Raw genomic sequence first — 25,440 nt, 5'->3', positions numbered from 1 at the left:
CTATGGATGTTCGAGAGCAATTATTATTTGAATTTAGTAAATCCAATGCAGAATTAATTGTTCGGAAAATAGGTCAAGATCAAGTAAAGATAGAGGAGTTGGTTCAGCTTTTTTTAGGCAGTGATCAAAAGCTAGCATTGAGAGCTTCAATGGTTTTAGCAAGAATTATGGATCAACGTCCTTATTTGATGGAAGACTATATTGATCAATTTGTAAAAGTATTTTTAGAAAAAGATACGGCTGTTGCTGTTGTCAGAATGATTGCTCGTTTTTTCCAGTCTTATACGTTGCCTGAAGAGTATCAAGGGGTCGTTTTAGATCGAAGCTATGAATTATTAATCAACAGTGATCAGCCCATAGCAGTAAGAGCTTTTGCAATGGGGACAATAGAAAAGATTAGTAAAGAATACGAGGACTTAAAAAGTGAGTTTAAATTGGTTCTAGAGGATTTATATACTGAGGGAGCAAGAGGGTTGGAAAATAAACGAAGAAATATATTGAAAACATTATAATCCTTAAATGAGTAACAACAAAAAAGCCATTCAATAAAATTGAATGGCTTTTTTGTTTAATGTGTGTAGTAGAGTTTATTTCTTTTCTTTTAAAGTTGCTGTAGCAATGCTAGATTTTTTCTCTGCATTTGTAACTTCATTTACTTTGAAAATAGCATCAGCATTTGTTTTTCCATAAGCAGATGGGTTAATATATTTCCCTTTTTGGTCTCCAACTTTTTCTACTTCAACAGCAGTACTAAATGCATCTTGAACATTCACATCGTTTCTTTCAGCGTAAACATACCAAGAGATTTTTTGATTAGGGTTTCCTCCTGCAATTTTGAAAGTACCATTTTGATCAATTTCTTCAGCAATGTAGGTTACTGATGGCGCTCCAATTGGAGTTAAGGTATAACTATAATTAGTATTAATAGCAGTAAAATAATCAGGTAATTGAACTGTTCCATTTCCGTTGGCATCTAAAACAACATTTCCTCTGTAGAAGTTGATGACTTCAGGAGATTCCATACTGTAATGCTTTAAAAATTTATTTTCAGGATCTAACGGGTGGTCAATCATAAATGATTTTGTTCCACTAGCACCGTTATTACCATTGGCAAATATACCAAATTGACTTCCTTGTCCTAAAACTCCAATAGAAGTTCCTGAGGTATTTGTAGCCACACCAAAAGCACCATTTTCAGTACCAGTAAAACTACCACCACCACCGTTGGTAAATGTATAGAAAGTAGCAGCATTGTTTCCTGCTCCAATTACACCAGTACCTCCAGCAGTTACTCCTTTAGCATAAGCTCCATCGTTACCTGTAAATGCTCCACCCGTTCCTGTTGGAACAGTGTTGGAAGTCGTTAAATTGTTTCCAAGACCAATCACACCAGTTCCTGTAGCTGTAGCTGCTTTAGAATACGAACCATCTTCTCCTGTAAAGGCTCCACCTGTTCCAGAGTTTAAAAAGTTTCCAGTTACATTATTTCCAGAAGCAATTAATCCAGTACCAGTAGCATGTATGTTTCTTGCAGACATACCAAATCTAGTTGCAAAATTCGTTTGTCCATATACACCATCTCCATTATTAGCTACGGCCACAATAGCATTATCTGTTCCACCAGCAGCAGTTGTAAAAACGCCATTAGCAGTAGTTGTATTAACCATAACAGCACCACCGTTAGAGATACGCATTCTTTCGTTGTTATTCGTTCTAAATATTAAAGCGATATTGTCAGTCGTTCCAATAAAATTAGTAGCAGCATTTGTTCCTGCATTTCCAGTAGTATGCCAGTCTCCAGCATTAATTGTACTAAAAGGAACACTTCCACCATTGGTTAATGTAATGTCAGTAGCTGTAGAACCTAAGGTTTGGTTATCTGTAGAAGAAACAGTAAAGTTAGGATATGTCCCAGTTACCGTTGTGCTTCCTCCTCCCGTGATAGATACCACTTGATCAGGAGCTGTATTCGTAATCGTATTCCCTGAAATTCCAATTCCAGTACCGCCTACATAGGTCGTACCAGTTACATTGGTTAAATCAGCAGAAATCATAGTACCATTTTCGAAGATTTGTAAAGTGTTTCCTACAACTCTAGCACTATCAACATCAGTATCAGATCCACCATTGTTGGTAACAAAAGTGTTTAAGCTGTCGATAAATGTAGTGTTTTGGAAAAGAATATCTCCCAACATTCCCCCTAAATCGTCTTTAGCAACATATCTTACAATTCCGTTGGTGTTATCGATAATCATTAAGGTAGTATCTCCTGATACATACGATTGCATACCATCTATTCTTAATGGATCATCTCCAGCATTGATTGGAGATACATGTAGCGAATTGGTAGGCGCGTTTTGGTTGATACCTACATTTTGAGCGTGCATTGCAGTAGCAGTGAAAAAAGCAGCTCCGAATACTAAGGTGTATAACTTCATGTTAATTCTGTTTGATAGTTTATTTTGGTGCGTTAATCCGTAAAAATACAGACGTTAAAAAGATAAATATATATATATTAGGAAAATATAACAAATATTTAAGTTTTATTTTTTATATGTTTTTGAAATAAATTATAGATAATTCCATCGGCTAAACCAACTTTAGGTACCAGCATTTCAGTCGCATTTACATGTCGCATAAAGCTTAAGTATATTTTCCCAGCAGGGATAATGACATCTGCTCTATCGGGCTTTAATTTAAGTTTTTTGATTCGTTCTTCAAAGGAGAAGCTCCCAATATGATCAACAATGGATTTGATTTCATCATATTTTATTTTTTCACCAAAGCTATGGACACTTTCTTTATAAATTCTATTGATGTTTCCTCCAGTACCAATAGCTATGACCTGATCGTTTATGGCTAGCTCTTCCACCCATTGTTGCGCTTCTTCCCATATATTGGCATTTACTTTGCCTTTTAATAAGCGTACCGTTCCTAATTTAAACGACTTTGATTTAATCTTTTTATTGTTTTTCAAAAGACTCACTTCTGTACTTCCCCCACCAACATCAATGTATAGATAGGTTTGGTCTTTTTGTAAATTAGCGGTATTAAAATTGGCTAGAATTAATTCAGCTTCATCATAACCTCTAATAATTTCTAAATCAATATTTGCCTTTGATTTAATGAGTTTACGAATGTCTTTTCCATTCTCAGCTTCACGCATTGCAGAGGTAGCACAGGCTCTAAAGTGTTTAACGTCGTTTACCTCCATTAAATAACGAAAAGCTTTTAATGTTTTAATTAGTTTTTTCGATTTTTCTTGGGTGATCTTCCCTTGGCTAAATACATCTTCTCCTAATCGCAAAGGAACACGAGTTAACGATATCTTTCGAAAGTATTGTTCGTTTGCGCCAGTGATGACAACTTCTTCAATCAATAAACGAACGGCATTGGACCCAATATCTATAGCTGCTAAAATCAAAATTTGTTGTTTTATTATTAATGATCCACAATATTAGTAATTTTAGAGCTTTAAAGATGACTTTATCCATGAATTTTAACTTAACTCCGTTGACTAAAAATAGAATTGATGAGTTGGTGCTATTGGCAGCACCTCACTTAGGGGAGGGGTATTTAAATCATGATTATTTTGATCAAGTTATAGTATCTCAACAATATGATGGTTGGTGTCTAATTAATGAAAATCATGAGTTGATAGCATTTTTAGTTTTTTACCGTACTTCACCAGATGAAGTGGTGAATAGAGTTGGTGATGATTCGATTAAAAATGCCTTGAATGATAAAATCGTTTGTATGGATACTATGGTGGTTGCTTCAAGTTATAGAAAAAAAGGAGTTGGTAGATTTTTGATAAAACGAGCAATAGACCACTTTCAGGGAGAATATGGATTTATAATGTATGCTTGGAAGCAAAAAAAACAAATAAATATGGAAAGAATAGCTCACTACTTTCACTTTAAAGTATTGGGCGAATATTCGGATTTGTGGAAAGAAGATTGTGAACAAGGTTTGTTTAAATGCCCATCTAAACAGCAAGAAGAACAGCAATGTCATTGTGCTACCATTTTATATTATAAAGTAATGTAGTTTATTGGTTAAATACTTGTTTATGTCTCTGTCTTGAGGTTGTTTGTCGTGTTAAAATGAATTTTTGCTGGACTTAAAATGCTGTTCGTTAATTAAATTACTCCATTGGTTAGATTTTTACTCCAATACCTTTTTAGAGCTGTTATATTGCGACTGTAATTAAACATTTACAGTTAAAAATATGACAGAACAAAATTTTAAATTAGGACTAGATGCATTCGTAACCAAAGTGAATGCATATTCTGGCCGAGTAACGGCCGAATATAGGGATATTTCGATTCCAATTATTCCTGTAGAAAGTGGAAAAGTGTATCAACATATTGTGACCAATCATTGGCATGATTTGAAAGTTTTCTCAGATACTCAATTGGCTGGCGTAACCACTAAATTACTTCAAATTAAAAATCATCAAGCAGATGTTAATGATTTAGTAGAACGGTTGTATCAATTAAAGGGAGGTTTTAAAGATTATTGTCCTGAACCACAAACATCAAATGATTGGCCATCGATTAAAACTGCAATTGAGAATGATTTATCAACCAATAATGTTCCGACTGCAACAGCTGATGATATTGTGAAACGAATAGGAAATACAGGAGGCTTAAACCTGTATAAATATTACTTAAAGCAATTGGAGATGATTGCAAATACCTTGAATTATGCTTTTGAGCGACATTTGGCTATCTATATGTATTATTATAACAGTAGTGTATATGCTAGTTATAATAAAGATGCTAGTGTAAATCAAAACCTTAGTTTTAATGTGTCTACTCGCATTAGGACGTTAAAGTATAGTCTTGAGGGAAGGTTGTCTACAATTTACAGAAATATAAAATTAGGTGATGTTAATGATGTTACTCGATTTTTAAATAATCTTGATCAATGGATCGATACTAAATTAACGCAAGAAGTACTTCCTATTTTGATCGATACTAATCAACAGTGGCAAAATTCCACGTCTTCATTTTATTCTACAGGAAAAAAGGCAATGAAGGCAACAGATTTATCACAAAAAATGATTTTCTACAAGGCTTCAAGTCAACATTTATTATGGTTAAACGATTGGCACCATGAGTTAAAATTGTTTAGTGATTTGTATAAGCAAAAGAATTTGTTGGTAGACGAAAAAGTGGTATGGTCTGGAAGTTTAACTTCAATTAAAGATTTAATCAATAATCCAACAAGTTATGATGGAAGAGAGTTGATTATTAGAGGTAAGGTTAAAAATTTAAATGTAAGGCATTTAAGTAGAAATAAAGTGTTGTCAACAGCAGATATTGAAGACGCTAACGGAAGAACAATGAAAGTCTGTTTACCTTATATTAAGTTAGATTCTGGTGGAATTGTAGAGGATTCATTTGTCTATATTCATGGAGAGTTTTTAAAATCGAATCCAGAAGCTAACGGGGATAAAGCTGTATCTATAAAACGATTAAACTTAGGTGATTTATCGCAACAAAATTGGGAAGCTTGGCTAAGGTTGGAGTTAAAGAAAGTGTATGAATTAGTTCCACATAATTTAACTGCTGTATATAGTGGAAGTTCGGGGAATGACGGAATCATTAACCCTGTGAAGTATACGATCACATTCGATCGTCCAAATTTATTAAAACTTAAAACAACTATTTAATATGTGTGATGCGTTAGAACAAGCTCTAGAAAGAGCAAAGGAGAATTTAGAAAATGAAAATACAGACTGGTGGTGGGCTTCTGCTGGAGTGGTATTAGCAGGAGCTTCAGCAATTGGAGCTGCTGGAGCTGTACTTATCGGTTCGGGAGGTACAGGTGCTTATGTATCGTATGGAATTGCTTTAGCAGGAGGAGTAGTTGCAGGTGATGGAATGGAAGATGCTTGGAATGAATATGAAGCTGCAGAAGCAGCTTATGCAGATGCATTGGAAGCTTATTGTGACTGTGTAGATGCCCAGTAATTTATAGGTAATATGAAAAGAAATATTCCAAATTATAAAAGAGATAAATACATCTTTATTTCTAATTTAAGTGAAGTCACAGCCAATAAAGATTATGCTTTAACGCTTAAACGCGATGGTTATTTACTCTCAGAATATTATACTGATGCCAAGAGCATTGACTTGGCTAACTATGTTAAGAAAAGGAGAAATTTATTGATTAGTGATAACGGTAATTTCTCTAGAATGAAAAAAATTGCACGAAAATTTGAAAAAAATGGAAATGTAATTCTTAATAAAGCCATTAGTGAGCAAAAAAGAACGGGAGCGGTAAGTGAAGCTACATTAGCTGAACGAGCAGCTCTTATTCTTGAGATTAATGAAGCTTGTAGTCATGTCGAAAGTTCGGTTAACTTTAATCAAGTTATAGAAGAACAATTCAAAATCAATCCTGATTATATGATTGGTTTAGAAGATTTTAATATAACAGTAATCATGATGTGTGGGTTGTTGCATCCAGTATTTGAGCCTGTTGCTTCAGCGATTGAAAAGCATCAGTTAGCTTCTGTTAAGTTGTTTAATGCTCAAGCTCAAGGTGATTTTGGGAGCCAAAAGCAATTAGATGCTGTCAATAAGTTTTTGGTACTACATTCTTATGATTATGCAAGTGCTTATCAGGCCGCAAAAATTGGAAAACAGGCACAAGCCGAAGGGTATGCAATTAGTTTTGGTGGACCAATGAAGAGTCGAAGATGGATTACATCACTCGATATGGGAGGAGAAGTAATCGAGTTCGGTGAAAAATTACCTGAAGCTTATCTGATAGCAGCTGCAATAGCTAAAGGAACCAATGATGCTATGGAAAACGATTTGCCGTTGCATATTTTGGGAGTAGGGACACCTATTTTATTGGCTTTAATTGGGGGGCTATTCAGTAAGTCTAGAGCCATTAGTATTGATTCTACAGCTCCGTTTAAGGATGCTTTCGCAGGGAAATTGTATGGATCAAGGTCGGCTTTTATGAAAATGGATATGAATAAGGTGGCTGCTTATCAACTGATTAATAATGAGCCTTATACTTCAAGAACACCATTTTTCAAAGATTTTGAACAAAAGTTTCCATCAGATTGGGCTAAGTTACGAGCAGCGTTGGGAGTTACATCCTCTTCGAATGTAAAAGATGTTGTAAAAGATTTAGAAGAGAATCAAGCGCTAGTTGAACAATATATTCCATTTTTTACCAAATTAAGAGGTGGGGATGATGAGATGATTCGAACCCTTAGAATCTGCCGTTCTGGACATAATTATTGGATCTTAAAGAATATTTGTAATTCAGTTAGAAGAAGAATGGACGATAATAAAAAGCTAGAAAAATGGATGGAATATCAAGTTGATCGCTATACTAAGGTAGGGAGTAAAAAATGGAGTTTAGCCATTCAATACTGTATGGAAATTGCCAAACGATAATACCTTACTAAGCTTTGGAGTAATCCTCTATAAAGTAAAATGACTGCTATCTTTTGATAGCAGTCATTTTTTTGTTGAAAAAGATAATAACTGAATACCTTTTTATTCTTTTTATAAGAAAAATGATATGGTGTTTTTTAACCGTAAAAAAATTACGTTGTTATCCTAGATCTTTGTGTTAAGTAAAGATTAAGAATAGGTTTTTATACTGATTTTAGCGCTGTGTTTTTGTACTTATACTAGGTAGGTTTTTATACTTAGTGCTTTGTTTTTGTTAACAGTAAAGAAGGTTTTATTCATTGATAAAAACTGACATTTTAAAAATTACTGTTTATAACAAAATTGGAATACAAATCTTATGAGGTCTAATTTTGTAAACCAGTATAAAGACGCACAAAAGCTATTAAAAAACGACCGTTAAATAAGTGATTAATATAGATGAGTACCAAAAATGGTAAAATTGCATTAGATTATATACAAAACAACAAAACATATGAAAAAATTAACATTAATAAGCATCATTGTCAGCACATTCATTTCAATAGATTACTTTTCTCAACAAATTATTTTTTCAGAACTACAATTGGAAAAAGGAGTGATTGGCGTTGATATTATAGATCCAATAATAGATACAGAAAATGCTCATGGGGAATCAAGAATAGTTGTAGATGGGGCGTTAATTAGTGGAGTATCCATCCATAAAGTTCATTATAAAATCGGAAGCACAGCGGGGGCAGGAGATGTAAAGACAGGTTTTGTAACAGTAGGAGATTTAATTTCTGAGAATAATTCAGGTTTTGTCTATACTGGTGAAGAAATGAAAATGGTGTTAATGCCAAATTTACAAAGTGACCATTTGTACTTAGAGATTTACTCAGAAGATTATAATGGTAATTATTCTTCAGTTTCTACAGCTCAGTACCATCAATAAAAATATAAAATAGATGAGAAAAATAATTTTTTTAATACTATTCCAGCTAATAGTAATAACAACCTTGTTGGCGCAGCATCAGGTTAATTGGCATTTGCTTAGAAATGTTTCAGTTGATGCGTCTACTAATATTGTGACTAAAACATCAACAGCAGCTTGGGATGCAGGAGCACTATCTACTAATAAATTAGCAGCTAATACTGATGGGAAAATTACTTATGTAGTTGGAGGAAGTGAACATTATTTAATGTTTGGATTTGCAGAATATAACGAAGTTGCAACATATACAGGTTTTTTACATAAATTTTATTTGTATGGTGTAGCGACCAAGTATTTGGATGGTTATGGAGCTGTGACCGCAGGAGATACGTTAATACTCGAACGAATAGGGAGTCAAGTATTCCGTCATATACACCATTTAAATGGTAATCAGGTTACTTTAACAGCAGAAACTACAGATCCTACAAAAGAATTATTTATCGATTTATCAATCAGATTTGCCAACTATTCACTCAATAATATGCATTGTGATTTTGAAGATGGATTAACAATAGAACAACATTTATTACATCATCAAAATACAACCAATAATACCTTAGGAAGTATAGATGTCAACGTTACAGGAGAAGCACCGTTGTCTTATTCATGGTCCAATGGAGGAACCGTAGTAGCTACTACTCAAGACATCAGTGGATTGTCAGCAGGAACCTATACTTTGACAGTAACAGATGGTAATAGCCAGACACTTTCTAAAAGTTTTATTATTCATTCTGAAGAAAGTTACCTAGTAGATTGGCGAAATATTCAAAACTTAGAAGAAAATTCTACAACTGGAGAACTTACCAAAAATTCTTCTTATCAGTGGGATGGAGGAGCTTTGTCAACCAATAAATTAGAAGCCAATACCAATGGTAAAATAACTTACGTTTATGCAGGTAATGAAAGTTATTTGATGTTTGGTTTTTCCGAATACAATGAAGTAGCTTCTTATACTTCTCTAGATTACAAATTTTACCTCTATGGAGTAAATAACCATTTTTTAGATGGGTATGGAAACATCAATATAGGAGATACATTAATATTAGAACGTTATGGAAATCAAATGATTTACCGTAAACACGATATTAATGGCGTTCAACATGTCTTAAAAGAGCAAACGACAGACCCTACTAAAGAACTATATGTAGATGTTTCTATCCGTTTTCTTAATAGACAATTGAATTCGCTTTATTCAACTTTTTCTCAAGCTTTAACAATAGAAGAGCATATTTTAAAACATGAAAATAGCTCCTTTAATACTTTAGGGAGTATAGATGTTAATGTTACAGGCCCCAGTCCAATAAGTTACAGTTGGTCTAATGGAGCTACTACACAAGATTTATCAGGTTTAACTGCGGGTAACTATACCTTAACAGTAACCGATGGAACAGGAGAAACTTTAGTAAAAACATTTACAGTCGAAGAAGAAGAAAGTTATCAAGTCAATTGGCAGCATATAGAAAATTATACATTAGCTGCTTCAACCAATGTCCTCACTTCAAATGCAAATACGCCGACATGGCAAGCAGGAGCTTTGTCAACCAATAAACTACCAGCCAATGCCAATGGTAAACTAACTTATGTAGTCAATGGAAATGAGTTCTATGCAATGATTGGATTGTCAAATTATAATACAATAGCACATTTTTCAAGTATAGATCATCAAGTATTCATCAATGGAAACAAATTTGACGGGTATGGAAGGAATTTATCCCCCGGAGATATTATTGAAGTAACAAGAGTAGGAGGAGAAATTAGCTATAAAAAACTAAGTCCTAATGGGAAAGTTGATTTCATTAAGACGGAAGCTGTAGATCCCAATGAAGAGCTTTATGTAGATGTTTGTACTCGATATCCAAACTATGAAATTAATAATATTTATACAACATTTTATAGCCCTAAAAATACCTTGTATTATCCATTGAATACTCATTTAACAGGCGGGTATTATGAGTTAGTTGAGGACGCGTTAAATTTTCATTATTATGAAAGATACACACCATCTAATGGAAATCTAAACTATAAAATTATTGACCTTAATAATTCCCCAGTTTCTGTTAGTTTACCAGTTTTACCAATAGTTCAAGGTGATAATCATTTATCAATTGATTTTTCAAGTTTAGGGTTAGCCAATGGTTACTATCTCTTAAAAGTAACCAATGAAAAAAATGAAGTGAAACAATTAAGATTCAAGTTATAGAAAATAAGTTAAATGAGAGTATTTGGAATTATAGTATTAGGATTAATTGTTTGGACAAGTTGTAAACAAACACCCAAGGTTGCTTATGCAGATAGTCAATTATTATTTGAGAGCTTTACCCTTACAGAAGAACTAACAACTCAGCTAGAAGCAAAAAAAATGGCTTCTAAAATTTCATTAGATAGTCTAAAAATTGAGTTGGTAGAACTCAAAAAGAAAATAGAAGAGGTTGAAGTCCCAACTGAAGAGGCCATAAAAAAACATCAACTCTTGTACAATGAACTGGTAACCAAAGAAAAAGCATTTAATGAAGCGCATGAGAGGTTAGCCGAACAGTATGATGAACAAATTATGAAACAGTTGAATGGGTATATAAAGGCTTATTCAGAAGAACAAGAACTGGATTTATTATTAGGAGCAGGAAATGGTAATTTATTGTATGCTAAAAATGGTATGGATGTCACTCCAGCTCTTATTACATATAGTAACACAAAATATAAAGGAAAGTGATGAAGAGGATAATATACATATTGCTTATAGGAGGACTATTTTCTGCCTGTCAATCTGGTCGAGATTATGTAGAAGAAACAGCTTATAAAAGTTGGTATATTGCCAATCATGCTACATTAACGAAGTCAAAATCCATTGAGGATATTACTGTTTCGGCAGCGCTAATTCCTGCTGAGAGTATATACATGAGAAATAAAGGCCCAGAAACAACCGTCACAGATTACAAAGGGATGTTGGCTTTTAAGTTACAGTTAAGTAATCATTCAGCAATTCCAATATTAAAATATAAGCTTAAAGATGAAAAAGCATATCAAGCCAGAGTGTATTACTATACTAATACAATAAAACAACACATAGAAATCCGTCGAGAGGGAAAAGAAACTATAGCTGCAACAGATGTTGTTATGGATAGAAATTATGGAATAAGCCCTGAATTAACATTGAATGTTTTATTTAAAGATATTGAATTAAATACTCCCCTCACTTTTCATTTTAATGAAGAGGTCTTCAATTTAGGACCTTTAAATTTTCATTACACTCAAGAAGAATTAAACGCAATACCCACATTAGAAGAACCTAAGGTATGATTTTACAAAGAATAAGAGACAGTTATGTAGCCAGAGGAATGGCAGTTTATTTATCAATCAGTATGATATTTCAAGTGACGTATCCTACAGCTACTTTTGCCTTAACTGGTGGACCTAGTCAGCCAGAGGTACAAAGTTTTGCTCCTGTTGGCACTTCTGACATGGTAGACTTAAGCTCAGGAGATTTTAATTATAATATCCCTTTACTAGACGTGGGAGGGTATCCTGTGAATATGGTTTATAACGCTGGAATTACAATGGATCAGGAGGCCAGTTGGGTAGGCTTGGGCTGGAATATTAACCCAGGAGTGATTAACCGTAATATGAGAGGTTTGCCAGATGACTTTAATGGAGATCAAGTGAAAAAAACAACTTATATGAAACCCCATACAACTTTAGGTGTAGATTTAGGTTTTGGACCAAATGAGATGTTTGGTTTTGCAGTTGATGATCACATCGGTATTTCAAGTTTTGGATTAGGAATTCAACACAATAACTACAATGGGTTGAGCATCTCAACATCGCTTAATATGCGTGCAAATATGGGAGCTTTTAATGCGAATTTAGGATTGCAGGGGAATACAAGTGGAGGTCTAAGTATTTCACCTTCTGTCTCTTATGATAAAGATTTAAAAAACGAGGAGAATAGAAAAGATGCAAAGTCATCAACAAGTTTAGGGTTAAGCTTTAATACAATTGGAGGCTTATCGGGAACAAGCTTGAGTCACACAGTAAGTAATGAAAGAAAATCGGATAAAGCATCATCAGGTAGTTTAGCAGGAACGATTAATTTAGTGCCCAACACCTATACCCCTCAAATTAATCAAGAACGAAACAGTTTAAGTGTATCATTTGGAGTTAAGATTGGTACAAAACTATTTGGAGCAAAAGGAGCAGCTGACATTGGAGCAATGTATTCTAGTGCGTGGTTAAAAAATAATGGGAAAGAAGTTTCGCATAAAGCATACGGATATTTAAACTCCGAACATGCAGGTTCAAGAGCTATGCTCGATTTTAATCGTGAAAAAGATGCTAGTTATAATGATGGAACTACCAATTTGCCAATTACTAATTATACTTATGACGCTTATTCAATACAAGGTCAAGGGGTATCTGGAGGTTTTCGTCCATACCGTGGTGAAGTAGGAGCTGTGTACGATAATACAGCGTATAGCTTTTCTGGGTCAGCTAATGGAAATATCGATTTTGCATCGGGTAATTTAGCGGACTTAGGTACTGATATAAAAATCAATGTTTCTAACAGTTATAGTGGGGTCTGGCAACAAGATAATGAGGCCCTTTCTGTATTTCGTTTTAAAGGAGAAAACACTACTAATTTTGAAAATAATGCCAACGACTTATATGAGCCTTATTATTACAAACAGTCAGGAGAGTTAGCAGTAGACCACGATGCTGTTTTTAAGCAAATTTCGGGAGATAAACCTGTTCAAATCCCCCTAAAACGTCATGGAGCTTGGGGAGTAAAAACATTACCAAAATTAAAAGAAAAAGGAGAGGATGGCTATATCACACATCATACTGGTAATTTGGATTTACAACGTTCAAAAAGAGTAAATAGAAACCAATTGATCTCAACACTAACTAAAGCTGAAGCAGCTGTTGTAGGGGTAAGAAAATATGTGGTGCCTCAAGCCCCAGACCACCATGTTTCAGAAATTACTGTGACTAAAAATGATGGATCAAGGTATATATATGGGATTCCAGTATATAATAATGTTCAAAAAGAGGTCACTTTTGCTATTTCAGAAAGAAAAATATTGCCCAGATCGAATGTAGAAACGGGGTTAGTAGAATATAACCATAATACTGATAATAAACCTAAGAATGGAAGAGGAAAAGATGAGTTTTACTCTAAAACAGAATTACCACCTTATGCCCATTCTTATTTAATTTCTGAGGTATTATCTCATGATTATGTAGATGTTAATGCTAATGGAGCAGATGATGCTGATTATGGAACCTATACACGTTTTGATTATGACAATGATTTAACGAATTATAAATGGAGAGTGCCTTATCAAAAAGATCATGCTAATTATGATGAGGGATTAAAAGCAGAGCACCAAGATGAAAAGGCAAGTTATATCTACGGGGAAAAAGATGTCCGTTATTTAAAGACGATAGAAACAAAGACACATGTAGCTGTTTTTCACACCTCTTCTAGAACAGATGCTTATGAAGTAGAAGATGAGAATGGATCAAATGTCCCAACAGCAGGAAGTAGCGAGCGAACAATGAAAAAATTAGATAAAATTTCCTTATATGCCAAAGGGGATTGGAATACGAATTATACAAATAATGGTGATTACTCAAACCTAACACCAATCAAAGAAGTACATTTTGAATATGCACCATCTGGAGAAGAGCTTTGTCGAACAAACCTTCCTAATGCTCAAGCTGGTAGAGGTAAATTAACACTTAAAAAAGTCTATTTTACTTATGGAAACTCTTATAAGGCTAAATGGAGTCCTTATGAGTTTGATTATGATGGGATTAATCCCTCTTATAACTTAAAGGGCTACAATGTTTGGGGAGGATATAAAGAAAACCCTCAACAACCCTCAAGTGTGAGTAAAAATAATCCATTTGATTTGGCTGATAATGGAGTGTTATCAAACCCAGAATATCCCTATGTTAAACAAGATAAGGCAGAAGAAGATCAAAACGCTGCTGCTTGGGCTTTAACAGCGATCACATTACCCTCTGGAGGAAAAATCAATGTTAATTATGAAACAGACGATTATGCTTATGTGCAAGATCGAAGAGCAATGCAAATGGTTAAGGTGGTCGGAGTAGGAGAAACAGCTTCAAGTACCCCTAATAATATTCTTTTCGAAGGAGGGGTGGCCAATAACAATTATAACTATTTGTTTTTTGAAAAGCTACCAGGAACGAATGCAATAGATTATCAATTAAATTCTGGAGAAAAAGAAGAGAAATTATATTTTCGTTTTTTATTAGATCTGGATAATAAGGGACATTATGACTTTGTAACTGGTTATTGTGATGTTGTACCGAATACTTATGGAGATAAAAGTGCTACCGTTGGTTATGTGAAAGTGAAGAATGTAGATTTAAAAGATAAGCCTATATCTTCAAATAACCCCATCCAAATAAACCCTATAGCTAAAGCAGGTTGGAATTATACAAGAATACACCTTCCGAAAATAGCAGGAAATCAACCCAATAATTTACCAGCATCTGATGGAACAGCTCAAGGGGTAAAAAACTTAGCAAAAGCCATCGCCAATGCAGCTATGATTCGTGATGTTATTAATTTAGCTAGAGGGGTCAATACACGTTTAAAACAAAACAGATATTCACAAAAATTTAAACAAGAAAAATCATGGATACGATTAACAAATCCTAATGGTTATAAACTAGGGGGCGGTTCACGTGTGAAAAGTATAACCATGAGTGATGAATGGGAAAGTATGGTTAGTAATGGAGCTGGTTCAACATCAGTTTATGGCCAAGAGTATAGTTATGAAACTGAAAATGCTGATGAAGAAATGATTTCTTCTGGAGTAGCGACGTATGAACCAATTCAAAGTAAAGAAAACCCATTTATACAGCCCATTTTTATGACGACCAAGCATTTATTGGTTCCAGATGATGAGCACTTTATTGAAGAACCATTAGGAGAATCATTTTTTCCATCGCCTACAGTTACATATAGTCGTGTAACAGTCAAAAATATTGTTCCAACTGGAATCAATAATCACAAGTCAGGAAAAGTGGTTCATGAATTCTATACTTCAAAAGATTATCCGACAATAGTTGATAATGATTTACTAACTCCTGAGCGTCGTTCAACATTTGCTAAATTTTCTTTAGTAAGAGGATTTCAAAAAGATTTTATGAATGCTTCACAAGGATATGTCGTGATTAATAACGATATGAATGGTAAACAAAAAGCGCAGTGGGTATATGCGGAAGGAGCTAAACAACACTTGTCTGGAGTAGAATACTTATATCAGCTAGACGCTACCAGTATGAATATGACAAGTAGTACTGATGATCCTTTTGAAGAAACGACAGTCAATAATCGTCCAGGCTCATTAAATAATGAATGTATGCTCATCTATAAAGATGGAACTGTAAAAGCGGGGACAATAGGAATAGAATACGATGCAGTTGCAGATTTTAGAGAACAAGGGACAGAAAATACATCTCAAGGTGCAAATGCTGGATTGAGTACTTTCTTAGTTGGTTTTTTCCCTGGTGTAGTTCCATCAATATGGCCAACATTTAGTTATAGCCATACCCGATTTCGTTCGGCAGTTTTTACCAAAGTGATTAATCAACACGGAATATTACGTGAAGTTGTGGCCCATGATTTAGGAGCAAAAGTTTCCACAAAAAACTTAGCATGGGATGCTGAGACAGGTGAGGTTTTATTGACTAGTGTTAAGAATGAATATGCAGACGAAATCTATACCTTAAATTATCCCGCACATTGGGGATATGATAAAATGGGGCTTGCTAGTGAAAATATTGGATTAGAAACCAATATACAATATGTATCTGCAGGAAAGTATTATAACAACAAGGCTGCCCATTATTTTGTAAAAGGTGACGAAGTGCTGCTTAAAGAGGATGGAGGAAATCACAGAAAAGCCTGGGTGTTATCAGTAGATGAGTCAACTAATCATATTTATTTAATTGATAAATCAGGAAACTTGATTGAGGAATTTATCGATAATGGAAATACACATGCTGCCGACTATAATCAATTGAAAGTTGTTCGATCTGGGAGAAGGAATCAACAAGCATTAGCTATTGGTTCAATTACCATGAAACAGAGTCCAATAAAACCTAATGGGAGTGGAGGTTATTATTCAATACAAGATGTTATTACCTCAGCCAATACCAATCAAAATCAAATCTTAGCAGCAAGTGCAGTAGAATATGATGATAATTGGAGAACTTATGGAAATGGTACTGACTGTGGAACTACTGAAAAAGGATGTGCCAAACTTCCTGTAAATACCATAGTCAATCCATTTTTAATGAATATCCAAGGAGCTTGGCGAACTAAGAAATCGTCCTTGTTTTTAGGAGAACGTAACCAAACCAATACAGATGTATATGGAAATACGCCAAACGCTAGTTTAGATTTAAGAAAAGACGGTAGTTATTCGACATTTACTCCTTTTTGGAATTATAATACAACTGAAGAAACATGGGAAGGTTCTGGTTCTGGTTGGACATGGGCATCGTTGATTAGTAATTATACGCCTTATGGACAAGAAGTTGAAAACAAAGATGCTCTAGCTCGATATTCTGCTGCTGTATTTGGTTATAACCATTCTTTAGCCATAGCAGTAGCCAATAATGCACGACAAAATCAAATTGCTTTTGATGGCTTTGAAGATTATGCTTTTGATTCAGACGATGCCTGTTTGAATAACAAACATTTTGGTTTTGAATGCTATACTAATGCAATTACCTCTACACAAGCACATAGTGGAAGAAATTCAATAATGGTCAATACAGTATATACAGGAGAGGGACAACGATCAGTTCAGGCTCAAGGAACGTTGACTTCTATTTTACCATCAAATCAAGCAGATGATATTCCATATACCGTAAAATCCAATGATATTATTGCGCCATTTGGTCCATCTACAGTATTTAATGCAGATGAAATTGAAAGTAGTCAAACTGCTGTAGCGTATGTGTTTAGTTATTGGCAAAAGGAATTAAGAGACAATAACGAAGTATTGGACTATTCTAGTATTCAACCCTCTATAAAAGTGAATGGTGTTGAAGTATTAGGAACTCCTTATGCTAAAGGTAAGATTATCGATGGATGGCAGAAAGTAACGTATAGTTTTGAGATTCAAAACGGAACAACGGGAGACATTGTTGTAAAGTTTGAAGACCCAATGGGTACAGTTCCATCTTATGTTGATGATATTCGTATTCATCCATTTAACAGTAGCATGAAGACTTATGTGTATGATCCATTAAGTTTGCGTTTATGGGCAGAGTTAGACGATAATAACTATGCTACATTTTATGAATATGATGAGGAAGGAAAGTTGTTAAGAATCAAAAAAGAAACAGAACGCGGAATTCAAACCATCCAAGAATCTAGAAGTTCAAGTGTAAAATAAAGAAACATGAAGTTAATCATAATAAATATACTCGTTGGATTATGTTTTGTTTTTTCAGGCTATGGACAGGATGAACTGATGGTCGAAGAGTTGACAAAATTAAGAGAGGTCTATCAGGAAAATCAAGCTTTTTCTGTAGACATAGAATACCTGTTATATCTAGGTAATTCATCTAAGGTAGAAGAGGCATTTAATGCTCACTTGACCAGAAAATCGAAGCATTATAAATTAACATCTAAGGTTCAAACATCAGTAGTAAATGATCAGTATGCATTGACCATTAACCATGATGAAAAAATGGTGTTGTTGCAGGTCATGTCGGCCGATAATCACCAAAGTGAAGTTGACCCGTCATCTTTTGATATTGCAAGCTTATTAAAAATAGCACACCAGACATCAGTGCTAGAAGGCTTGCCAAAAGGAAAAAAAGGATTCCGTTTTGAGTTTTATGCAGCTCAATATGAAGCTATTGACGTCGTTTATAATACCCAAAATTACTATATAGAAAAAATAGTATTAAAGGCACATGTACCTAAAGGCTATGAAGCACAACGTATAGAGATCAAGTATTCCAATATGAATACAGCCCCTAAGATTGCTGCATCAACCTTTAGTATAGATAAATATATTCAAGTAAAAAATCAAGAAGCTCGCCTCACAGCAGCTTATAAAGACTATAAATTAATTAACTAAAAGTGGACATTATGGAAGATAACGCCTATTCAAAATCGATAAATAGACAGCCCAAGTCCTTACTTACTGTTGCTAATACACGATACACTATGATAAAGACAGTTTCATTTGTGGTGCTGTTATGCTCAATCTTTACTTCAGCTATTGCAGGTACAGAACACGCTGCTGTTTATAAAGCAGGAAATGATCTCTCAATAGGAGAAACTTATGCAGTAGAAGATGGAAAATTAGCCTATATGTTAGGGAATGGAAATTGGTCAAATACCTTTTTTAACAAACAATCTACCGATATTGTATCAGTAGGGTTTGATCGAGAAGCCACAACCACTTTGAGTGCTTATGCTATAGACCTCCATTTTTCAATTCAAAAATTTGACGACCAAGGTGTAATATCAGGTGCTCCAGAAACAGTAATTTTATCGCTAGATTATGATCCTGTAGCTGGGGTAAACGAAATTGCAAAAAGCAGCTATAAGTTTAACGGATTTTTAAAGTATGAAGTAACCCTAACAGCGGTTAAAGATCAAGCAACACAAACTTCAGTAGCTCTTCCTGCCAATGTCTATTTGAATTTAACCATTGATACAGAACGATATTATCGATTTGACTACACTGCAATTCCAAGTAATTACAATCAAGTCTACAACACAGCAAATAATAATCTTGTCATTACTTGGGATTTTATTGAAGGAGCAGAAAGTTATGATGTGGAATGGACTTATGTAAATGACTACGGAAACATACAAGCTAACTTAGCATTAGGAAGCTCATTGATTCCCTTTACACTAGAAAGCTTTAAACATAATAGCTCTAGAATAAGAACGACCAATCAATTCTATGAAATTCCGTTATTGTTGGATAGAGGCTATTTAGTCTATAGAATTCGAGGTGTAGGGAAAAGTTCATTAGATAATTACGAACAATTATTACCAGGGAAATGGAGTACAGCAGGTTTAACAGCAGTTCAAACCCTAGGAGCATATCAATTGGGATTAGGAAGTAAGGGATGGTATCAAGTGCAAGGACACGAAAGTTCAAATAAAAACTGGCAAGTAACGACATCATTTGCAGAAGGAGGAAAGCGTAAAGATGTGGTCTCTTATTTTGATGGAAGTTTAAGAAATCGTCAAAGTGTCACACAAATTAATACCAACAAAAATGTAATCGTAGGAGAGACCTTATACGATTATGAGGGAAGAGCAGCAATTAATGTGCTCCCTACTCCCTCCGATGAGGCAGCAATTAAATATGTAGAAAATTTTAATATCAATGCCAATACAGGTACTTTGTATGATAAATTCCATTTTGATATTCAAAATGCAACCTGTAACACCACAACACCACCAATGAGTGACCAAAGTGGTGCATCAAAATATTACGGACAAAAAACAGGTGTAGGTACCTATCAGGATTATGTGCCAGATGCAGAAGGTTACCCTTTTACAGTAACAACTTTTACTCCTGATAATACCGGAAGAATTGCACAGCAAACAGGAGTTGGAGCAACATATAAAAAAGGAAGTGGCAAAGAGACGCAATACTTTTATGGTCAACCAGATCAAGAAGATTTAGATGCTTTATTTGGAAATAATGTAGGGTATAAAAGTCGTTATAAAAAGAACATGGTTGTTGATGCCAATGGGCAGGTTAGTGTCACTTATACTGATGCACAAGGGCGGACGATAGCAACGGCATTAGCAGGAACAGGCTCCAATTTATTAGAGGAGGTAAAAAGTGTAAATATGGCTCAAGATTCACGTCCTGAAAATGGCTCTTTAAATGGTTTTACAACTGTAACTAAAGACTTATTGAGCAAAGTAAATACAACTGATACAGATACCCCTTTTGATGATAATAATCGTTTTATCTCAGGAACTACATTGCCAACAGAAGAAGACGGATTGCGCTATAGTGGAAGTCGTTTGTTTGAATCTAATCATGAAATAGCTTTAGCCTATACAGCAACCAACAGTAGTAATTTTTCGGACTCTTGTTTAACCGTAGCAGGAAAAACCTATAATTATGTATATGACTTAATTTTTGGTTTAATGGACCCGTGTCAAAATGAGCTCATCCCTCAAGCTACAACAACTACAGATGTCATTACCTCTTCAGTACAAACCTTTCCGAATGTCGATTTTGGAAATGAATCTACTTTGTTGAATGGCAGCCCTCTAAACCTTACCGGAAATTATACTAGCCAAGCTGGGGATATTGAAATTGGAAGTGCTCAACTGTATAAAAAACTACAAGTCAATTCCACTGCGTTGGATTATTTCGCCAACCGTTATTATGAAGATATACAGGGGCAGTGTACCTCCGTTTTAACTTATGAAGATTTTTATAACAGTGTTTCGGCTTTAATAGATACCACAGATTGTGATATTAGTTGTGAATCCTGTGTCAATGCCTTGATTAGTCAATTTGGTGAAAAAAACAACATAACCGCAGATGTTGATGGTGATGGAGATATTGATGCTCAAGATCAAATTGCATGGCAAGAGCAATACGACATTTGCATGGAGCCATGTGTATCTAAGTCTTTGTGTGATGTAGCTGAAGAAATGATGTTATCTGATGTATCTCCAAATGGACAGTATTTTATCGTAGATGTAAATGCTTCAGATTATACAACATCAGTATTTAATGGACTAAGTGGAGCAACACTTAATAACTTGTTTGGATATTCAACAGTACAAGAAGTCGTAGATAATTGGCAAAGTGATTGGGCAACATCATTGTTGCAATATCACCCAGAGTATTGTTACATTACTCAATGGTGTAATCAATTAAATACTCCACATTCTGGAAATGAATTAACCAGTAATCAATACAGTCAGTTGTTAGGGTATATTAGTGATTATAGTTCAGCAGCAACAGTCGACTTAAGTCATACCGATTATGTGTTTTTACTGGGATCAGATGCCAGCTCCAATACGATTGATATTAGTAGTCTACCAAAACTGATAGAAAATGATCCCTTTTTTAAGTTGTCGGTTGGAGCATCATACAGTACTGATTTTCTGAATACATTGAACAATTATCAAAATTCCGGAAAAAGTTTATTCGATTTTGTAGCTTGGAGTGAACAATGTGGTAGATGGTATGGAAGTGATGCTTGTTCGTGGAATTCTTTCTTAAATATGGGACCTGCAGAACAAGATGAATTATTTCCTAAAATTCTGGCGATCTATAATACAGAACGAACAAACTATATGCAAGAAATCATGCAATCTATAGCAATAGATGAGACGTGTTATAATGGTGCATTTAATAATACAAATTTCAACAAATTTTTATATGGTTTTTATGGTCTGAATGCCATAACAAATTTTCCAACAGGTTTTTTCAATAGCTCAGAGTACTATAACGCTAGCCAACCCTCTTCCATCTTTCAATTAAGTTTCTATAAAGACAAACAACGTCGTTTTCCAGTAGCTAGTGAAATCTATCCAGTATCTACAGCAGTTAACGACTATGTAGCAGAAGCACAAGCAGGAATCTATTTAGAAACAGGAATCTGTCCATTGGCAACAGATTTAGAACTCTTCTTGAATGAATTGGCAGAAGAAAACAAGTTAACACAAGCTAGTGTGCCTTTAGTGAATATGCATAGTTTTACCTCTGCTGTCTATGAACAAGTAACTGGGTTAACTCCTGCAATTGACCCATACAGTGCTGGTACTTATAGTTTTAGTAGTGGAACAACTGGTACAGGAACCTTGTCTTTTGCTAATGGAACAAGTGTCTCTTTTTCTCTTGTCCCAACAGGGACCATTACATCGGTTACTTGGACAGCTGTAAAACATTTTTCTCAGTTGATTTTTTCATCAGAAAACAACGGAACTTACCATTTTGATGTTTTAGGTAAAGTTGAGATCAATGGTACCGATACAGATGTTGTTTTTAGTGGTGAAACGACATTGCCAATTGGTAATTGTGAAGCAGATGTTTTGGGAACATTAGGAACAGGAGGTGCATTGGATGATTGTACACCAAGTGCTGAAGCACAAGAGTTGTGGAGTTGGATAAGTACATTAAATGCAGCTAATTTATTAAACAACTCAAGCTATACATTACCAAGTAATATGACAGTAAATACGACTTTGGGAAATCTATTAGGTGGAACGATTACCTATACTCAAAATGATGCATCGTTATCAGTATCTTCACCTTCTTTTTCTGGTTCAAATGGAACAGTGTATTTAATAAATAATAGTTTTCTAACTGGTACCAACTATTTATATACAACAGTTACCCCAACATATACTAGTGAAGAACTCGTTTTTACAGTAGATAATAATGGAACAGTTAGTGAATTAGATTTCGATCTCATTTTTGTTGTCAATGGGACTGAAGAAGATTTTAATACGGGAAGTTGTGTTTCTAAGTTTGATATCAAAGCCAATGGAATGGAATGTGGATTTTACACAACTCAAATCCAAGACTTTTTCAATGAAGTACAACAACATATTATCAACCAGCAAGTAGGGAATACTTTTAATTTGACACCTAGTCTTCAAGATGTATTTCATGGTGCTACTACCTATACCATTACTGATAATACAGATCAAAATAACTGCGGACATGCAAAGGTTAACAATTATGATATAACTTTTAATGGGGTTGAATACCTTTTTGCTGATGGAGGAAGTGCGTCAGCCCCAACTTGTAGGCTAGAAAATTTTTGCTTCTTTTCTGAAAATGATCAAGCTTCAATTCAAAATTTTCAAATCACCAACCAATTAGCAATAGAAGCAGGACTCAATGCAACTCCAATTGTTTATGTAAACCCTATTGTAACTTATGATATAACCTTTGCCGCTACAACAGTTTCAGCTTCTGGAACATTGGAGTGTGCTAATGCTTATGGATGTGCACCAACTCCTCCATGTATTCCAACCCCAACTGCACCAGTAACATGTGCAAATGAATGGCATACTTATAATGATGTCTATGTGGATGGGACAGTGCTAAAAATTAATAGCACAACTACAGATATTCCTGCAATTGCAACTCAAGAAGAGTTTTGTGAGGCTGGGATGCAATATGTATCGGCAGCATACATGGATTATTTAACCCAACAAAACATTACTTCAACAAGTGATATTTTTTATGTTACCATGCGTGAATTTGGGATGTATAATGCCAAACATTATTACCAAAATTATATGGGTTACATTGCCAACAATAACATAACCGCAACAACAGATGTTAAATACCTCAATCTATTAGCGTATGCTGGCTATGGAATTGGAAATTATTCAGATGCATGTATAGCGGCTTATTTAGAACATTTAGCAGATACAACCATTACAGAAGATAAGAAATTAACTATAGCTGAAGTTTGTGTAGGTTATGCAGCTAACCCAACATGTTTTACTCCAGACCCATTAGTGATCGAAACAGAAGCATTAGAAAACCCTTGTGTGGAATACTTAAATAATTTAATTGAATACCAAGCACGAGAAGCGTTTGAAGATTATGTAAGTAGTATCCAAGATGATTTTAAACGTCGCTATATAGCAGGAGCAATTGATAATTTAGTAGAAACGTTTGAAATAACAGAGAAAGATGCTGAGTATCATTATACCCTATATGAATATGATCAAAGCGGAAGCTTAGTTCGAACAATTCCACCGCAAGGGGCCAATAAAATAACAGAAACCGATAAATTAAGTAACGTTAGGCAAAGTCGTTATAACCAATCAATGGGATTGACTAATCCTCAAGGTGTTCAAAATGAATATCCAGGACATACATTTGCAACAACCTATACTTACAATACCTTAAATCAATTGAAAAAGCAACGTACGCCAGATGGAGGAATTTCTGAATTTTGGTATGATGCTTTAAGTCGAATTATTTTATCTCAAAATGCAGTACAAAAATTGAATCATCAATATTCCTATAGTTTTTACGATGCCCTAGGAAGAATAGTAGAGGCAGGACAAGTAGCTTTTCCTGGTGGTTCAACAATAGCAACCTTAGTCACCAACCAAACAGCCTTTGAACAAGAAATTAATGGAAATGGAGATAAATCAGAAGTAACGAAGACCTATTACGATGAATCAATAATCACCAATCCGTTATCGACAGAACACAACGAATTGAGAAATCGAATCGCACATGTAACTTATGCCCAATTACCACATGCAGGTAATTACGATTTTGCAACCCATTATCTATATGATATCCATGGAAATGTAAAATCGATGGTACAAGATTATAAAGAGTTAGCCTATATTGGTCAACAATATAAACGTATCGATTATGAATACGATTTAATTAGTGGTAATGTCAATAAAGTCAGTTATCAAGAAGGCGAAAAAGATGAGTTTTATCACCAGTATGAATATGATGCTGATAATAGAATTATCTATGCCAAAACCTCCAACAATGGAGTAGATTGGGAAGAAGATGCCAACTACCAGTATTATGACCATGGACCTTTAGCAAGAGTAGAGACGGGAGATGTTAATGTTCAGGGAACCGACTACGCTTATACCATTCAAGGGTGGTTAAAAGGAGTCAACTCAAATACCTTAAAACGTCATAGAGACATAGGGAAAGATGGGTTAAGCACAGGGTTAAACAGTAAAGTCGCAGAAGATGTTTTTGGATTTAGTTTAGGATATTTCCATGGAGACTACAAAAAAGTGACAGAAAATGCTTACCTTAGTGAGACGAACTTCCTAGCGGAAATCGATAATAACACAACTTTGACTACAAACAACCTCTATAACGGAAACATCACACACATGGCAACTGCTATTAAACCATTGATGACGCAGAATGATGTGCCACAAACCATGGTGTACAGTTATGATTTATTAAACCGTATAGCAGGATCCAAGCATTTAGCCACTCAGATTAATGCCAATAATGAGTACTTACAAGCTGTAACTGA

At 34.7% G+C, this 25,440-nt stretch carries 14 protein-coding genes; 12 read left to right on the top strand and 2 right to left on the bottom strand.

The genetic code is table 11. The features are described 5' to 3' along the window. Nucleotides 1-2: 2 nt before the first annotated feature. Nucleotides 3-512 (top strand): hypothetical protein, encoded by a 510-nt coding sequence (locus tag N4A35_00070; protein ID MCT4579783.1) that lies wholly within the window; start codon nt 3-5, stop codon nt 510-512. 75 nt (nt 513-587) lie between these two features. On the opposite strand, the gene N4A35_00065 is transcribed toward N4A35_00070, so the two are convergent. Beyond that, nucleotides 588-2,438: a hypothetical protein gene (locus tag N4A35_00065; protein ID MCT4579782.1), complete on the bottom strand. Its 1,851-nt coding sequence runs from the start codon at nt 2,436-2,438 to the stop codon at nt 588-590. 98 nt (nt 2,439-2,536) lie between these two features. After that, nucleotides 2,537-3,424, bottom strand: coding sequence for an exopolyphosphatase (locus N4A35_00060; protein ID MCT4579781.1), 888 nt, complete (start codon nt 3,422-3,424; stop codon nt 2,537-2,539). A 68-nt stretch (nt 3,425-3,492) separates the two neighbouring features. Here N4A35_00060 and N4A35_00055 point away from each other — a divergent pair, with 68 nt between their 5' ends. From N4A35_00055 to N4A35_00005, 11 genes are all read left to right on the top strand, one after another. Next, nucleotides 3,493-4,050, top strand: coding sequence for a GNAT family N-acetyltransferase (locus N4A35_00055; protein MCT4579780.1), 558 nt, complete (start codon nt 3,493-3,495; stop codon nt 4,048-4,050). A 181-nt stretch (nt 4,051-4,231) separates the two neighbouring features. Next, entirely contained in the window at nt 4,232-5,680 is a 1,449-nt protein-coding gene (locus N4A35_00050; protein MCT4579779.1) for a hypothetical protein, read from the top strand. Between the two features lies 1 nt (nt 5,681). Then, nucleotides 5,682-5,981 carry a hypothetical protein gene (locus tag N4A35_00045; protein ID MCT4579778.1) on the top strand — a complete coding sequence of 100 codons (300 nt, stop codon included), beginning with the start codon at nt 5,682-5,684 and terminating at the stop codon, nt 5,979-5,981. Between the two features lie 12 nt (nt 5,982-5,993). Then, the gene (locus tag N4A35_00040) at nt 5,994-7,427 is read left to right on the top strand and encodes a hypothetical protein (GenBank protein ID MCT4579777.1); all 1,434 of its coding nucleotides are present in this window, start codon (nt 5,994-5,996) and stop codon (nt 7,425-7,427) included. 493 nt (nt 7,428-7,920) lie between these two features. Continuing rightward, nucleotides 7,921-8,358: a hypothetical protein gene (locus tag N4A35_00035; GenBank protein ID MCT4579776.1), complete on the top strand. Its 438-nt coding sequence runs from the start codon at nt 7,921-7,923 to the stop codon at nt 8,356-8,358. A gap of 13 nt (nt 8,359-8,371) precedes the next feature. Continuing rightward, on the top strand, nt 8,372-10,597 hold the full coding sequence (locus tag N4A35_00030; protein MCT4579775.1) for a hypothetical protein: 2,226 nt from the start codon (nt 8,372-8,374) through the stop codon (nt 10,595-10,597). Between the two features lie 12 nt (nt 10,598-10,609). Next, nucleotides 10,610-11,107 (top strand): OmpH family outer membrane protein, encoded by a 498-nt coding sequence (locus N4A35_00025; protein MCT4579774.1) that lies wholly within the window; start codon nt 10,610-10,612, stop codon nt 11,105-11,107. Next, on the top strand, nt 11,107-11,694 hold the full coding sequence (locus N4A35_00020) for a hypothetical protein (protein ID MCT4579773.1): 588 nt from the start codon (nt 11,107-11,109) through the stop codon (nt 11,692-11,694). The genes N4A35_00025 and N4A35_00020 overlap by 1 nt, the downstream gene beginning before the upstream one ends. Beyond that, nucleotides 11,691-17,837, top strand: coding sequence for a hypothetical protein (locus N4A35_00015; GenBank protein MCT4579772.1), 6,147 nt, complete (start codon nt 11,691-11,693; stop codon nt 17,835-17,837). The genes N4A35_00020 and N4A35_00015 overlap by 4 nt, the downstream gene beginning before the upstream one ends. A 6-nt stretch (nt 17,838-17,843) precedes the next feature. Next, a complete protein-coding gene (locus tag N4A35_00010) occupies nt 17,844-18,530 on the top strand; it encodes a hypothetical protein (protein MCT4579771.1) in 687 nt (228 codons plus the stop codon). A gap of 11 nt (nt 18,531-18,541) precedes the next feature. Beyond that, nucleotides 18,542-25,440 (top strand): hypothetical protein (locus N4A35_00005; GenBank protein ID MCT4579770.1); only part of this gene is annotated, 6,899 nt, incomplete at its 3' end.

The organism is Flavobacteriales bacterium, assembly GCA_025210295.1.
In the GTDB taxonomy this organism is placed as follows: Bacteria; Bacteroidota; Bacteroidia; order Flavobacteriales_D; family Parvicellaceae; genus S010-51.
Note: the sequence above shows the minus strand (reverse complement) of the source record. Positions and strands in the feature narration are given on the sequence as shown.

What these genes read in the sequence shown, in the direction of transcription:
- N4A35_00070 (MCT4579783.1), top strand. Translation starts at nt 3, where the DNA reads ATGGATGTTCGAGAGCAATTATTATTTGAATTTAGTAAATCCAATGCA.
- N4A35_00065 (MCT4579782.1), bottom strand. Translation starts at nt 2,438, where the DNA reads ATGAAGTTATACACCTTAGTATTCGGAGCTGCTTTTTTCACTGCTACT.
- N4A35_00055 (MCT4579780.1), top strand. Translation starts at nt 3,493, where the DNA reads ATGAATTTTAACTTAACTCCGTTGACTAAAAATAGAATTGATGAGTTG.
- N4A35_00050 (MCT4579779.1), top strand. Translation starts at nt 4,232, where the DNA reads ATGACAGAACAAAATTTTAAATTAGGACTAGATGCATTCGTAACCAAA.
- N4A35_00045 (MCT4579778.1), top strand. Translation starts at nt 5,682, where the DNA reads ATGTGTGATGCGTTAGAACAAGCTCTAGAAAGAGCAAAGGAGAATTTA.
- N4A35_00040 (MCT4579777.1), top strand. Translation starts at nt 5,994, where the DNA reads ATGAAAAGAAATATTCCAAATTATAAAAGAGATAAATACATCTTTATT.
- N4A35_00035 (MCT4579776.1), top strand. Translation starts at nt 7,921, where the DNA reads ATGAAAAAATTAACATTAATAAGCATCATTGTCAGCACATTCATTTCA.
- N4A35_00030 (MCT4579775.1), top strand. Translation starts at nt 8,372, where the DNA reads ATGAGAAAAATAATTTTTTTAATACTATTCCAGCTAATAGTAATAACA.
- N4A35_00025 (MCT4579774.1), top strand. Translation starts at nt 10,610, where the DNA reads ATGAGAGTATTTGGAATTATAGTATTAGGATTAATTGTTTGGACAAGT.
- N4A35_00020 (MCT4579773.1), top strand. Translation starts at nt 11,107, where the DNA reads ATGAAGAGGATAATATACATATTGCTTATAGGAGGACTATTTTCTGCC.
- N4A35_00015 (MCT4579772.1), top strand. Translation starts at nt 11,691, where the DNA reads ATGATTTTACAAAGAATAAGAGACAGTTATGTAGCCAGAGGAATGGCA.
- N4A35_00010 (MCT4579771.1), top strand. Translation starts at nt 17,844, where the DNA reads ATGAAGTTAATCATAATAAATATACTCGTTGGATTATGTTTTGTTTTT.